We start from the raw sequence: 13530 nt of genomic DNA, 5'->3' as shown, positions 1-13530 counted from the left end.
ACGACAAAATTGTTGATGCAAGCTTAAAAAAGGTGAGGGAATTCCATCATAAAATAATAGGGTATGACAAAGCTCCTTCAGCTGTTCGAAAAACCCAAGAGAATGTAGATCATGCCAATTTAACCGAGTATATCAATGTGAACCGTAAAGACTTTTTTAGGGAGGATAAACCAACGGAAGGTAAGCTTCATATGGTTTTTAATCCCCCTTATGGGGAACGGTTACCTATTGAAATGGAAATTTTCTACGGAAAAATAGGGGATACCCTAAAACAGGTATACGCAGGAACCGAAGCTTGGTTGATCACCTCAAATATGGAGGCATTAAAACATGTAGGTCTAAAACCATCAAGAAAGATAAAAACATTTAACGGTAAATTGGAGGCCCGATTGGTTAAGTATGAAATTTACGAGGGGAGCAAAAAAGCCAAAAAACAAAAAATCGACTAAAGTGCCCATGGGTATAGTATTCTGATTCGTTTCTGTTTTTTTAATTGAACGAGTCTGTCGTAATGTTCGCAAAGTGTGGTTGATAAGGTCACTGGTCGGACCAAATCGCAAGTTCGTTGCCCGATGGATCGAAAAAATGGAATCTTCTCCCGCCCGGGAATTCAAATATCTCTTTGGAGATGGTGCCGCCTGCCTCAGTAATCTTATTTTGGATGGTTTCCAAATCCTCATGGTAAAGTACGATCAATGCGCCATTGATTATAGGTTGGTCCGTAAGTTCAAAACCACCTGAAATTCCACTTTCGGAGAACGACGTGTAACTGGGGCCATAATCGGTAAACTGCCAACCCAAAGTATCTTTGTAAAAAGTCTTGGTCTTTACCAAATCCAACGCTTTAAACTCCACATAATCGATTTGGACCTTATTCATCTGATTGGTTTTTTTGTGCCTTTTTTTGTTTGGCCTTTTTGTACAATGGGATAAAGTAGGAAATGGAATAGTTGTAACTTACCCCAAAATTACTGCCTTCGGTAACTTTGTTAAACCCAGGGATCCATAGATTGGGAAACTCTTCACTTTCTGTATTGGTTATCAAAAACCCCATACGGGCACTCATACCTACAAAAATATTGGCGAACAATTCAACTTTTGCGCCGGCAACAAACTCCAACCACGTGGCGGAAAGCCCATCAAACTCTCGATTGGGATTTTCTCCGGGCAAAAATTCTGGATTAAAAAATTGATCGGTCTCGTAAAGGCTATAATCGTTCAAAGTTTGACTGAAACTTGAAAAGGCCACACGACCTCCTATGGTAATGGCATTGTTCATGCCGTACCAGTTGTCGTAAGTATTTATGTCGATTCCTGCTTTAATATAACTTCCAGATGTTTCGTAATCGTAGAGTAGTGTATTGTTCAGGTTTTCGTCTTGTCTTTTGGTTTCGTTCCCTATTTCTGCGGCCAGATACAATTTGCGGGTAAGCCTAAAATCTCCGACCAGTTCCAATCCGGTGTAATCTTCATCAACAAAAGATAGCACCAATTTGCTCAGGTCCACACCTACACGGAGGCCATAGGGGTCTTTGTACTGTACGGTGTCCTTTTGCGATAGATCTATCGTTTCACTTTGGGCCAGTGATAAAAATGGCAATAGACCAATAAAAATACTAATGCAATATTTTAACATGGATGTTATCTGTATTTTCTACGTTCGGTTGTACAACGCTGATATCCTGGACCCAGTTGTCGCTGTCCTCGGTCAAGCTAACCTCAATATTGTTATAGTTCACCACAAAGCCACATGCTCGGGAAACAAAAGCCTCACTAAGTTCATAGGTGATTGTTAAGGTGTCTATATTTCCCGTTTCCAATTCGGTTTCCGCATCGTCATCGGAATTGGAGATGAGTTGGTACATTGTGGTAACGGCGGTACTTCTTAAAGGTACCGATAGGGAGTCGGGTGAATCCGATCTGTCGTTAAAACTGTCGTTATCCAATATACTGTCTATATCGATGTTTTTTATTCGAATGGATGTTACTTGTTTTGCTTCGGTGGTATCTTCAGCATCAAAAAAACCAATGACCAACAAAGGGGTATCACCTTCTACACAGATATCGTCCTTTTCACACGAGGAAACATAGAAGAGCAAAGATGCAATAAGCAGGATGGGGATTATTTTCTTCATTCCGGTTTTCAATGGATTTTAATTCTGGTGCTAAATCCGTTTTTCCAAAAGTACAACATTTTCAACGTGGTGTGTCTGCGGGAACATATCAACTGGCTGCACTTGTGTGACGGCATACTGTTCTTTCATTAGAGCCAGATCACGTGCCTGGGTTGCGCTATTACAGCTTACGTACACAATTTTTAATGGTGCCACATTCAATAGCTGTTCCACCACCTGTTTATGCATACCGTCACGAGGAGGGTCGGTTATGATCACATCAGGTTGCCCGTGTGCTGCAATAAAATCATCGTTGAACACATTCTTCATATCGCCCACAAAGAAATCCACATTGGATATATTATTGTGCAGGGCGTTTGCCTTGGCGTCTTCAATAGCCTCTGGTACGGATTCCACACCGACTACTTTTTTTGCATTTTTGGCAACAAACTGTGCAATGGTCCCAGTTCCGGTATATAAATCGTAAACTAGTTCATTACCTGTTAATCCAGCAAAATCCCTTGTAACTTTATAGAGTTCGTATGCTTGCTCCGAGTTGGTCTGATAAAATGACTTGGCATTGATCTTAAATTGTAGGCCTTCCATTTCCTCAAAAATATGATCTCGGCCCGCATAGCAGATCACTTCTTGGTCATAAATAGTGTCGTTGCCTTTGGAATTGATTACGTATTGAAGCGAAGTAATTTCCGGAAACTTATCCTTTAAGTGATCGAGCAATAATACTATGTTTGCTTTATCTTCCTGGAAAAACTGAACAAGAACCATTATTTCACCTGTAGATGATGTTCTGATCATTAATGTTCTTAAAAGGCCTTGCTGTTTTCTTGGATTAAAAAATTCTAGACCATGGGCATTGGCAAAATTCTTCGCCTCCAACCGAATGGCATTGGACGGGTCTCGTTGTAAATGACATTTTTTAATATCCAGAATCTTGTCCCACATGCCCGGAATATGGAATCCCAATGCATTTCTATTTTCGATTTCATTGTCGGAACTGATTTCCTCTTGGGTCAACCAACGACTATCGGAAAATGAGAATTCCATTTTATTGCGATAAAAATATTGCTCTTTGGAGCCCAATATTGGCGATGATAAGGGGAGTTCCAAATTCCCAATGCGCTTTAGGTTGTTCTCTACCTCCTTTTGTTTAAAAAACAGCTGATATTCGTAGCCCATGTGTTGCCATTTACAGCCTCCACAAGTACCGAAATGCTGGCAAACAGGTTCTGTTCTTTTATCGGATAGGGTGTGGAAATTGGTGGCAACTCCCTCAAAATAGGCTTTTCGTTTCTTGGTCGTCATCACGTCCACCACATCTCCGGGAACGGCATTGGTAAGGAAAATCACCCGTCCGTCCGGGGCTTTGCCTACCGATTTTCCTTTTGCTCCCGCATCTACTACCTCTACGTTTTCAAACGTTTTTCTCCTTCTATTTTTACGCATGTCGCAAAAGTAAGCCCTTTTTGGAATTTCACAGAACACTGTATCTTAAATTGCAGGTAAACTTTTGGAGTAACCAGAAATGGACAACCTAATGTCCAAGCAGAGTTTTGCCCAATAATTTGTATTTTGCACCAACTCTCAGGGATGATTTCTCTCCCACGCTGCTTTTTCGAGACTTCGAAAGAATAAAGGTACAGTAGGAATGGTTATTTTATCAATTTTAATCATTTAATGAAATGGCTGTTTTAGAGCATTTAACATCGCAGCAAGCGATAGATTTGGAAAACAAGTACGGGGCACACAATTATCACCCGCTTCCAGTGGTATTGAGCAAAGGGGATGGTGTATATGTGTGGGATGTTGAAGGGAAAAAATATTACGATTTCCTTTCCGCATACTCTGCCGTAAACCAAGGGCACTGTCACCCCAAAATTGTTGGGGCCATGGTGGATCAGGCAAAAACATTGACCTTGACATCCAGGGCATTTTACAACGATATGTTGGGGAAATACGAAAAATATGCGACAGAAACCTTTGGTTTTAACAAGCTATTGCCAATGAACACTGGAGCGGAAGCTGTGGAGACTGCCTTAAAAATTTGTAGAAGATGGGCATACCAGAAGAAAGGTATCCCGGAAAACCAAGCAACCATTGTTGTTTGCGAGAACAATTTTCACGGAAGAACCACAACGATCATCTCATTTTCCAACGACGAGGTGGCCCGTAACGACTACGGTCCGTACACAGAAGGGTTTATAAAGATTGAATATGACAACTTATCCGCATTGGAACAAGCATTGGAAAACAATCCCAATGTTGCGGGCTTTTTAGTGGAGCCTATACAAGGGGAGGCAGGGGTTTATGTGCCTTCCGAAGGATATTTAAAGGAAGCCAAGGCACTTTGTGAAAAATACAATGTACTTTTTATTGCAGATGAAGTTCAAACAGGTATTGCGAGAACAGGAAGGTTGTTGGCAACCTGCGGTAATTGTTCCTGTCCGGACAAGAATTGTAGTGGAACACCGGAAGTAAAACCGGATATTTTGATTTTGGGAAAAGCCTTATCGGGCGGTGTTTATCCTGTTTCGGCAGTTTTGGCCAACGACAGTATAATGGAAGTGATCACCCCGGGAAGCCACGGAAGTACCTTTGGGGGCAACCCTGTTGCTGCAGCCGTGAGTATGGCGGCCTTAGAAGTGGTCAGGGAAGAGAATTTAGCGCAGAATGCCGATGAACTAGGTGAATTGTTCCGTGAAGAGCTGAACAAATTTATCTCCACTTGCGATCTGGTTGTAAAAGTTAGGGGAAAGGGATTGCTCAACGCCATTGTGATCAATGATACAGAAGAGAGTTCCACCGCTTGGGACATTTGTATGGCACTTAAGGAAAATGGCCTGTTGGCCAAACCGACCCATGGGAACATCATCCGGTTCGCACCACCTTTGGTGATGAACAGGGAACAGTTGATGGACTGTGTATCCATTATTATAAAAACGCTGAAAGAATTTTCTAAATAAATCTTATAAACAAAAAAGGGCGGTGATTTCACCGCCCTTTTTATTATGGTAAGTAATTATTATAAAAACTTGTATCCAACGCCAAGGGTCAGGTAATTTCCTCTAACCTTGATGTCTTCACTTCCCGTATAGGAATTATTGATTTGAAACGTATATCTGGCTTCCAGAAAAAAGTCTTCATCAATATCATATCCGATACCACCGGCTAGATCAAATTCAACACTGCTGAAATCGTCCGGAGTGTCCTCAAGAGAGAAAACCAATTGTGGTCCTGCTTGAATATTGAATTTTTCAGAGATTGCAAATTTACCTAGAATAGGAAGAATGATGCCATCAGCTTCATCAACGTTGGCATAAAGAAGTTCGGGCTGAATATTGAAATTTTCAGAAATTTCGAAATCAGCTACTGCACCCAAATAAAATCCGGAATTAGAATCGGATACGGTAATCCCATCTACTTTAACACTCCCTCTGGCGTTAAGGTAACCAGCTGTAGCACCAAACCTAACTTCTTGAGCTTGGGATGCATAAGTAAATCCAAGTACGGCAATTGCAACTAATAATAGTTTTTTCATGTTTAATTAATGATTATAGTTAAGGCGTAAAGATAGAAATCTTAACCATCGTTAATGCCCATTTGTTATGGAATTAATCCAAAATTTGAAAGGAACTATTTTTAAATATTGAGTACTAACTATTTAGGATACCGCTATTTCTTCCAAACGAATTTGCTTTTTGGATGCGTTAAAGTAGGCTTTGGTGCCAATGGGCAATGTGAAATTTTGTGGTACATGGCCAAAACTCAGACCATAGGCTGCAGGTATGCCCAAAGGTGCGATTCTATCCATTATTACTTCCCTGAGTGTAAAATTGTCCGTGGTTCTTTTACGGTCGCAGCCATTACAAACTCCAAAAACAATGCCTTTGGCCTTTAAAAAGGAATCCACTTGTGTGAGCTGGGTCAGCATTCGGTCCATTCGGTATGGAGCTTCCTCTACATCTTCCAGAAACACAAGTTTGTCGGTAAAGTCTATTTCGTAAGGTGTGCCGATCATGGCAGCGACCAATGATAAGCTTCCGCCCACAAGATCTCCTTCTGCCGTTCCATTGGTTATCGTGTATCGGTAATATTCGCTGTTGCGATATTGTTTTGGGTCTTTTAGAATGGCATTTTTTATAGGTAGGACCTCCTGTGGTTCCATTAGGACCTTTTTCATATAATTTTGGCTGTATTCGTCATCGATCGTGGTCCCGACAGGGCCGTGAAAACATACAAGGCCTGTTTTGTTGTAAATGGTATTGATCAAGGCTGTAATATCACTAAAACCGATTAAAATTTTTGGATTGTTGCGGATAAGGTCGTAATCCAACATATCCAAGATTCGAGTGCAGCCATAGCCGCCCCTTGCGCAAAGTATGGCATCCACGTCCGGGTTGGCAAACATTTCGTTTACATCGTTGGCACGTTCTTCATCGGTGTCGCTAAAATAACCATGGTTACCTTTGATTCTTTCGGTGTAAAAAGTCTTGAAACCCATTTTCTCCAAGACTTCCAATGTAAGGTAAAGTTTTTCGGGTTTCACCGCAAAACCTGGAGCAACAAGCCCGATGGTATCGCCAATTTTTAGTTTTTTGGGTTTTATTTTGGGCAATACAGTAGTTGATCTGGGTTCACTTGCCCAACTCGTTTGGGGCAGAAGCGAAACGGCTCCTAATGCTGTTACGGACTTTAAAAAGTTTCTTCGTTTGGACATTTTGATTGGGTTATGCTATGTTTTAACAAAAATGAAGAAATTTTGGAAGAAATGTAACAATTATTCACTGTTTCTTTCGGCCCTGCGTAATTGTCGCTGTATTTTCCTAATGGCGGATTCAATGGATTTTTCGGGTTCTATAATATTATATTCTCCCCAAAAATTTGGATCGGAAAAGCCCGAGGCCTCATCACTGAGTATAATTGATTTTTTAATTCTTTCACGGTACCTTGGTGTTTTTCCCGTTAGGTTATTTTCCCAATCGGTAATGGCCATTTCCGCCATCATGCTGTACATGGAATTAAACCACTTGTCTTCCCAGTCTACTTTAAATTCCATAAAAACGCTACCATAGCCATAGTACCATTTGCCATTTTTTTCGCGATAGTCCACACGATAGGAGACCTCAGTGGGCCAAACATCGACTTTTGCCGGTTTTCTGCGCACAAATAGTTGGGCAGCCTTGTTCCGGTCTGTAATATTCAAAGAAAAAATTGCACTTGTAAGTACTTTGTTTTCAACATCTATGTAAAGTTCACCCTGGTAAAGGGGCTCGGAGATTCCTGGGTGCTGGTCAAATCTGATCACATAGATCACTTTGTCATTTATTCTTGTGGAGCGATCAAATGTAAACTTGTAGTTGGACAGTGCTTCTTCCGAAAAGATATATTGGGGATATTTCATCATATCCACATATAATGTGTTGTATGGCCCACCTTGTAATTTTAGTGCCACGGTGTCCAGTTTACTGTAATCCGTACTTTTTCTGGCTTTATAGAGTTCAACGGCGTCTTCTTTAAAAGAACTGTATGGGGTTTTATAAATATTGACCACAGCTTCAGCCAAAGAAACATTTCTTCTTCTTCGTTTTATGGTTTCCCTATAAAAAGCTGTCATTAAGGTGGGGTCATCAAAATATCGGTTGTCGCGGTTTTTAAGTGTTTCTTTTACAAGGGCCAGGGCATCTTTTGGGGCATTAATGTTGATTTCCGAAAGCTGGGTAACCGAAATTTCGAGGGAGATTTCATTTTTTTCTGGCGCCAGATCGGCAATCGGTACTTTTTTGGTTTTATACCCCAAGAACGAAACCACCACATTTTTATCGATGAACTCTTTGGGAACTTTTAAAAGGAAATTCCCTTCCGTATTGGTTATGGTGCTTATGTTGGTGCCCTCTATGGCCAGTGTTGCAAAAACCAACGATTTGTTACTGGATTGGTCCTTGACCTCTCCACTGTACTGGTTAAAGTCCATGGTTTGTTGGTTCCCTTGGAAAGCAAAAGAAACCAATGGGGCCAAGAGTGCCAGTGTACAAAGTGCGGAGCGCAAGAAAGCGCTGATTTTCTTGCGTATTGCGAGATTCGATGGTTTTAACGGCATAGCTATCTTCTTTTGTATTAAAAATACAAAATTTTAAAGATATGCTCACATAGTTTTTGTCCCTGAATGTGGATGTTCTATGCCGGTAAAAAGCTTGGTTTAATCTACCATGAAGAGGGCATTGGCAAAAAATAGCTTTCCATTTTCCCAGAATCCTCGGAACAACGGATTGTCCACCATATAAATTACTTGTCCACGGCCGTAATTTTCTACGCCATAAATCAAGGTTTCTGAGATTTTTTGCTGCGCTTCTATTCCGGCAAAGCCAGAAAACGGATCTGTATTTTTTTCCAAATAGACCGCATTTCCTCCATCGAGATATTCGTATGCACTGCTTCCCAATTTTAAAGAAAAGTATTCGGACCCATAGCCATACGCCAATGGATTGGAATTGTCCACTTTGGTTTTAAAAATTGCTCCGGTAATGGCTCCTTTCATTCGCTCTCTTTCCCAATCTTTGTAAGGTTGTGGTTCATTTTCGCTTGAGTCTTTCTCAAACTTTTTCTTGGTTACACCAAATCCTTTATCACCATCTAGCGCATCTATGGAGCCACCCATGGCAATGATCTTTCCTCCGTTGCGGACCCAGTTTTTAAGTTTGGATAATTGGTCCTCACTAAAATGGTTGCCGTAGCGTCCATCGGGCAAGATCAGGATACTATATTCGTCCAGATCCACTCGGTTGGCATATTCATCATCCAGAACGGTAAGCGGGTAATGCAACTGTTGCTCAAAAAAGTGCCATATTTCCCCAAAACGCAAGGTTGAGGTCGGACCGCCGGACAATACTGCAACCTTTGGTTTGGTGATCATTTGAACATACGACGAACCAAAATCTTTTCCAGAATCAACAAAGCCAGTTGAAGCGGCTGTGTATGGTTTTTGATAGTCGGTGATGATGTCCAGCATGGATGCCTGAAAATTTGAATCATGCTGATTGTCTCCTTTAGTAACGATCAAAGTTCCCCTATCAAAAGACTTGCCTTCCAAACTGAAGGGGTGGTCGGCTTTTCGTACTCGGATGCCCTTTTTTAACAAAGCGGACAAGAACCGTGCATCTTTCATACTGTTCCAATCAAAAAGATAAGCGTAGGCATTGGCAGGAGCTCCTATTGTTGCGTTCTGAACCACATCGCTTGCCGTATTGCCGGAGACCAATGAGGTGGAGGCAATTGCGTCCAATCCATATGCATACGGTAGGGACCATGCCGTAATATCGTAGGTGAGCGAATCCGATAATTTGGCATCGGGCTCGAATAATACTTTTACCATGGTACCTTTGGGTTGATTTGTGGAAACTACCATGCCATTGTTGTTGATGGCCATGTTTCCGCTTCTTCCCGTTTTGTAATGGTGTCCTTTGTAGGAACCACTGGATACATTGCCATATTCGATTTCGTGTTTGTCCAAAAGGGATTTAAGGGCTTCAAGCTTGTCCTTGTCTCCTTTTAGTACATAACTTTTATACTTAAAATCCTTGTTTTGATAGAACTTTTTGAATTCTTGGTTTAGTTTCTCTGCATTTTGAGAAGAAACCTCAATGGTAGATAGTCCCGTGGTGTGGTGGTGCGCAATTCTGTCCTTTAGGGTAAGGGTGTCGCCAATTGCGGTGACAATTCCAAGTCCGGCCCTTCCACTTCCACCTTGTTCGTAAGTCATCCCAATAGAACCGTTGTACATGGGGTAGGTGTCGCCATAGCTTGGATAGAGTAGATCAAATACTTCTTTGGTAAAATAGAACCAACCATTGGCATCAAAGTATTTGGCGTGGTTTCTGCCTATGGTCGTCTGAAAATCACGTTGGAAATCGGTAATTACCTCATGGTAGGGTTCTGCTGCTGGTGCAAAATAATACGGACTATTTACGCCTTGTTCGTGAAAATCCACATGAACATGGGGCAACCATTGGTTGAACATTTTTAATCGCTGCTGGCTCTCTACTTGGGTAAGCCAGGCCCAATCACGGTTAAGGTCGAACATATAGTGGTTACTGCGACCACTCCACCAACCTTCGTGGTGTTCCTTGCTGTTGGGATCTACTTGGAAAGGGGTGTTTTTATATTGGTTGTACCAGTTACTGTATCTGTCGCGGCCATCTGGGTTAATACAGGGGTCCATAATAACCACTGTGTTTTCCAAATAATTGCTTTTTTTTGTTAAAAGCTCATAAATCGTCTTCATGGAGGCTTCGGTACTCACACTTTCATTGCCATGAACATTATAGCTCAACCAAACAATGGCTTTGGACGAATTTCCCGAACCTTCTGTATTTTTTAAATGTTCTTTTCTAATGGTTTCCAAGTTGGAAATGTTTTCCGCAGAGGACACATAAGCCAAAATAAGGGGCCTACGTTCGTTGGTTTTTCCATAAACGGTGAGTTTGACTCGGTCCGGTTCCGATTCGGCCAAGTACTCGTAGTAATCCACCACTTCGTGATGGCGGGTAAACTGGGTTCCAAGTTCGTATCCCAAAAATTCTGATGGAGACTTTAATTGCTGTGCGGAAACCGAAATGGATACTAAAAGAAGGAGAGAAAATAAAAATCGGGTCATGTTTGGGTTAATTAGTTCTCTCAAATCTAATAATAAATTGGTGCAGAATCCTAATTTTATCAATTTGAGCCGACTAAATCTTGTATAAAATTCAATTAACGTATTTTTAGGACGAGTAAAAAAGAAGAGACTTATCTTTGATCACCTCATTTCAGTTTTAATGGAAGTAGAATGTATACCCTTTAAGGAAACCGGTTATTTTTCCCAATTAATTTGTGATTATCTAGAGCAAAAAAAAGAATTAGCACCTTACTACAATAGATTTCCCTTACCCGGTAACTTTAGTGATCAGATTAAAGAAAAATCTGCCAACTACCCAAAAGCCCACAGAAAAGTTTTGGTCGAATCTTTAAACGAGCAATACAAAAATGTGGAGGTTTCCGGCGCAACAAAAAAAAATATCCTAGCTCTTGAAAAGGAAAATTCCTTTACCGTGGTAACCGGTCACCAGTTAAATTTATTTACTGGTCCTTTGTACTTCCTGTATAAAATTGTATCGACGATAAATCTGGCCAAAAAGCTAAAGGCACAGTTTCCCGATCATCAATTTGTGCCGGTGTATTGGATGGCAACGGAGGATCACGATTTTGATGAGATCAATTATTTTAATCTACACGGGAAAAAGGTGCTTTGGAACAAGAATGTTTCCGGTGGGGTAGGTAGATTGTCCACAGATGGTCTGGATGAGGTATTCGGGATATTTGCTTCCGAACTTGGTAATTTAGGTTATACGGATAAATTAAAAGAGCTATTCCAAAAGGCCTACCTCGAAAACCAAACCCTGGCCCAAGCTACAAGATACCTCGCCAATGCCTTGTTCGGAGATGAAGGTCTTGTAATTGTGGATGGTGACGATAAGCATTTGAAAAGGTTATTGGTGCCTTATGTCCAAAAGGACATTTTTCAGCATACGCCCTACAAAAAAGTTACCAAGACGATAAAAAACTTGGAGAAAATTTCAACGGACTACACAATTCAAGTAAACCCGAGGGAAATCAACTATTTTTATCTAAAGGACGATTTTCGGGAACGAATTGTTCTAAAAAAAGGGAAATACCATGTGCTCAATACCCAGTTGGATTTTACCCCAGAGGAGATTTTAAAAGAACTTGAAGAATATCCAGAGCGTTTTTCGCCCAACGTGGTCACTCGCCCATTATATCAGGAGGTTATCCTACCCAACCTTTGTTATATCGGAGGAGGGGGAGAATTGGCTTATTGGTTGGAATTTAAATCCTTTTTTGATGAACTGGGAGTGACCTTTCCTATTTTGATGCTGCGGAATTCAGCATTGTTGATAAAAGAAAAACAGTCGGACAAGATTGAAAAGATGGGACTCACGGTAGCTCATTTATTTATGAAACAGCACAGCCTTATCAACAAAAAAATACGAGATATCTCCAATATCGATGTTGATTTTTCGCCGCAAAAAAAGGTGCTAGAGGAACAATTTAAACAAATGTACGAGCTTGCCAACAAAACGGACAAGAGCTTTTTGGGAGCCGTAAAAGCACAGGAGGTAAAACAAAAAAAGGGTTTGGACAAGCTGGAAAAGCGACTTTTACGCGCCCAAAAACGAAAATTAAAAGATCACGTAACGCGATTAACGGAGTTGCAGAATGAGTTATTTCCAAATCAATCGTTGCAAGAAAGGCAGCTCAATTTTTCCGAGATCTATTTAGAAATGGGAGAGGAGCTCATTCCGATGCTACTGAATACTTTAGATCCTTTTTCTCAGAATTTTACCATAATTAAAAACAAATAATAGCCCTAAAAATCTCCCGCAGTAGAAAAAAAGCCAATCTTATTCAAAAAAAGTTTTACGGATCAGGTAGGGTATTTGTCCGGTAGGTTGTTCCTTACATATAAATAGCTATGAAAATTTAAATTTTGAGTTGGTTAACTCATATGTTTAGGTTGGTTTTGATTTTATTGAAAAGCCCCGGAGTGGTTCCCGGGGCTTTTTGCATTCTTTATGTTTGGTTCCGATTCAGAACAAATCTTTGAAATGTGATTTTACCTCAAAAAGAGTGGCCTCTTTCATGGTGTCGAATCGAACGTCCGCATGTCCGACACGCTCTTCGGGACCAATGCCAACGCTATAAAAATTACCGGCTTTTGCTGCATCGATACCCTTTTCGGCATCTTCAAAAACAATACACCTTTCCGGCGATAGGCCCATTTTTTCGGAGGCGTACAAGAAAATGTCGGGAGCTGGTTTGCTTCTGGATACACTATTGCCATCACCGATCACATCAAAATAATGGGTAGCATTTAGTTGTTTCAATACCTTTTCTGCATTTTTACTTGCACTGCCGAGGGCAACGCTAAACCCTTCGGACCTAAGGTGCGTTAAAAGTTCTTTGGCACCCGGTAGATAATCCTCGGGGGTCATGTGATCCAAACTTTGCACGTAAATATCGTTCTTTTGGGTAGCTAGTTCCACGATAGTTTCTTCTTTGAGCGAAACATTGTTGTGGTCCATGATCACTTTAATGGAATCCATTCTGGATATCCCTCTCAATTTTTCGTTGAGATCGCGATCAAATTGCCAATCCATGTCGTCCGACAATTTTTTCCAAGCGGCAAAATGCAGTTCTGCTGTATCCGTGATTACGCCATCCAAATCAAAAATGAATCCCTTAATCATAATCAGTTCTTTTTTACATCGCAAAGAAATAATGAAATCAATTAAGAAAAAAACTATATAAGACTTTGTTTTGTGCAGGGAAAAGCTGGACTGGCACT

Annotated in this window: 12 protein-coding genes (1 of these 12 running past the window's edge); 3 read left to right on the top strand and 9 right to left on the bottom strand. The window is 40.9% G+C overall.

The features are described from left to right. On the top strand, positions 1-449 hold the end of the coding sequence (locus ACXAFK_RS12000) for a THUMP domain-containing class I SAM-dependent RNA methyltransferase (protein ID WP_474957918.1). 715 nt of this gene lie to the left of the window's left edge; 449 of the gene's 1164 nt are visible here — the last part of the coding sequence; its start codon lies off the left edge, out of view; its stop codon occupies positions 447-449. A gap of 88 nt (positions 450-537) precedes the next feature. Here the strand turns inward: ACXAFK_RS12000 and ACXAFK_RS11995 are convergent, their stop codons facing one another. From ACXAFK_RS11995 to rlmD, 4 genes are read right to left on the bottom strand one after another with little or no spacing between them, the layout of a single operon-like run. After that, on the bottom strand, positions 538-879 hold the full coding sequence (locus ACXAFK_RS11995) for a VOC family protein (RefSeq protein ID WP_474957917.1): 342 nt from the start codon (positions 877-879) through the stop codon (positions 538-540). Continuing rightward, entirely contained in the window at positions 872-1636 is a 765-nt protein-coding gene (locus ACXAFK_RS11990; protein WP_474957916.1) for a DUF6048 family protein, read from the bottom strand. The genes ACXAFK_RS11995 and ACXAFK_RS11990 overlap by 8 nt, the downstream gene beginning before the upstream one ends. Continuing rightward, the gene (locus ACXAFK_RS11985; RefSeq protein WP_224836458.1) at positions 1617-2135 is read right to left on the bottom strand and encodes a DUF6452 family protein; all 519 of its coding nucleotides are present in this window, start codon (positions 2133-2135) and stop codon (positions 1617-1619) included. Before ACXAFK_RS11985 ends, ACXAFK_RS11990 begins: the two co-directional genes overlap by 20 nt. A gap of 30 nt (positions 2136-2165) precedes the next feature. After that, positions 2166-3578: a 23S rRNA (uracil(1939)-C(5))-methyltransferase RlmD gene (gene rlmD / locus ACXAFK_RS11980; protein ID WP_474957915.1), complete on the bottom strand. Its 1413-nt coding sequence runs from the start codon at positions 3576-3578 to the stop codon at positions 2166-2168. A gap of 236 nt (positions 3579-3814) precedes the next feature. Here rlmD and rocD point away from each other — a divergent pair, with 236 nt between their 5' ends. After that, positions 3815-5095, top strand: a complete 1281-nt coding sequence (rocD, locus tag ACXAFK_RS11975) for an ornithine--oxo-acid transaminase (RefSeq protein ID WP_474957914.1) — start codon at positions 3815-3817, stop codon at positions 5093-5095. Positions 5096-5154: 59 nt separating this feature from the next. Here the strand turns inward: rocD and ACXAFK_RS11970 are convergent, their stop codons facing one another. The 4 genes from ACXAFK_RS11970 to ACXAFK_RS11955 all read right to left on the bottom strand — a co-directional run bounded on the left by ACXAFK_RS11970 (position 5155) and on the right by ACXAFK_RS11955 (position 10782). Next, on the bottom strand, positions 5155-5670 hold the full coding sequence (locus tag ACXAFK_RS11970; protein ID WP_224836461.1) for a porin family protein: 516 nt from the start codon (positions 5668-5670) through the stop codon (positions 5155-5157). A 123-nt stretch (positions 5671-5793) separates the two neighbouring features. Then, positions 5794-6849 (bottom strand): S66 peptidase family protein, encoded by a 1056-nt coding sequence (locus tag ACXAFK_RS11965; protein WP_474957913.1) that lies wholly within the window; start codon positions 6847-6849, stop codon positions 5794-5796. A 60-nt stretch (positions 6850-6909) separates the two neighbouring features. Continuing rightward, on the bottom strand, positions 6910-8229 hold the full coding sequence (locus ACXAFK_RS11960) for a carboxypeptidase-like regulatory domain-containing protein (protein ID WP_474957912.1): 1320 nt from the start codon (positions 8227-8229) through the stop codon (positions 6910-6912). Positions 8230-8328: 99 nt separating this feature from the next. Next, positions 8329-10782, bottom strand: a complete 2454-nt coding sequence (locus ACXAFK_RS11955) for a M14 family metallopeptidase (RefSeq protein ID WP_474957911.1) — start codon at positions 10780-10782, stop codon at positions 8329-8331. A gap of 160 nt (positions 10783-10942) precedes the next feature. Here ACXAFK_RS11955 and bshC point away from each other — a divergent pair, with 160 nt between their 5' ends. Beyond that, on the top strand, positions 10943-12547 hold the full coding sequence (gene bshC, locus ACXAFK_RS11950; RefSeq protein WP_474957910.1) for a bacillithiol biosynthesis cysteine-adding enzyme BshC: 1605 nt from the start codon (positions 10943-10945) through the stop codon (positions 12545-12547). A gap of 225 nt (positions 12548-12772) precedes the next feature. Here bshC and pgmB read toward each other — a convergent pair whose 3' ends face one another. After that, complete coding sequence (gene pgmB, locus ACXAFK_RS11945; protein ID WP_252080115.1) at positions 12773-13432, bottom strand: beta-phosphoglucomutase; 660 nt, start codon at positions 13430-13432, stop codon at positions 12773-12775. Between the last annotated feature and the right edge of the window lie 98 nt (positions 13433-13530).

The sequence above is a fragment of the Flagellimonas sp. ABD4_174 genome, assembly GCF_056160185.1.
The sequence above is the reverse complement of the archived record's forward strand: the minus strand, read 5'-3'. Positions and strand labels throughout refer to the sequence as shown.

Bases quoted from the DNA above. Each gene is read 5' to 3' on its own strand.
- pgmB (WP_252080115.1), bottom strand. From the start codon at position 13,432: ATGATTAAGGGATTCATTTTTGATTTGGATGGCGTAATCACGGATACA.
- ACXAFK_RS11985 (WP_224836458.1), bottom strand. From the start codon at position 2,135: ATGAAGAAAATAATCCCCATCCTGCTTATTGCATCTTTGCTCTTCTAT.
- ACXAFK_RS11990 (WP_474957916.1), bottom strand. From the start codon at position 1,636: ATGTTAAAATATTGCATTAGTATTTTTATTGGTCTATTGCCATTTTTA.
- ACXAFK_RS11995 (WP_474957917.1), bottom strand. From the start codon at position 879: ATGAATAAGGTCCAAATCGATTATGTGGAGTTTAAAGCGTTGGATTTG.
- bshC (WP_474957910.1), top strand. From the start codon at position 10,943: ATGGAAGTAGAATGTATACCCTTTAAGGAAACCGGTTATTTTTCCCAA.
- ACXAFK_RS11965 (WP_474957913.1), bottom strand. From the start codon at position 6,849: ATGTCCAAACGAAGAAACTTTTTAAAGTCCGTAACAGCATTAGGAGCC.
- ACXAFK_RS11955 (WP_474957911.1), bottom strand. From the start codon at position 10,782: ATGACCCGATTTTTATTTTCTCTCCTTCTTTTAGTATCCATTTCGGTT.
- rlmD (WP_474957915.1), bottom strand. From the start codon at position 3,578: ATGCGTAAAAATAGAAGGAGAAAAACGTTTGAAAACGTAGAGGTAGTA.
- ACXAFK_RS11970 (WP_224836461.1), bottom strand. From the start codon at position 5,670: ATGAAAAAACTATTATTAGTTGCAATTGCCGTACTTGGATTTACTTAT.
- ACXAFK_RS11960 (WP_474957912.1), bottom strand. From the start codon at position 8,229: ATGCCGTTAAAACCATCGAATCTCGCAATACGCAAGAAAATCAGCGCT.
- rocD (WP_474957914.1), top strand. From the start codon at position 3,815: ATGGCTGTTTTAGAGCATTTAACATCGCAGCAAGCGATAGATTTGGAA.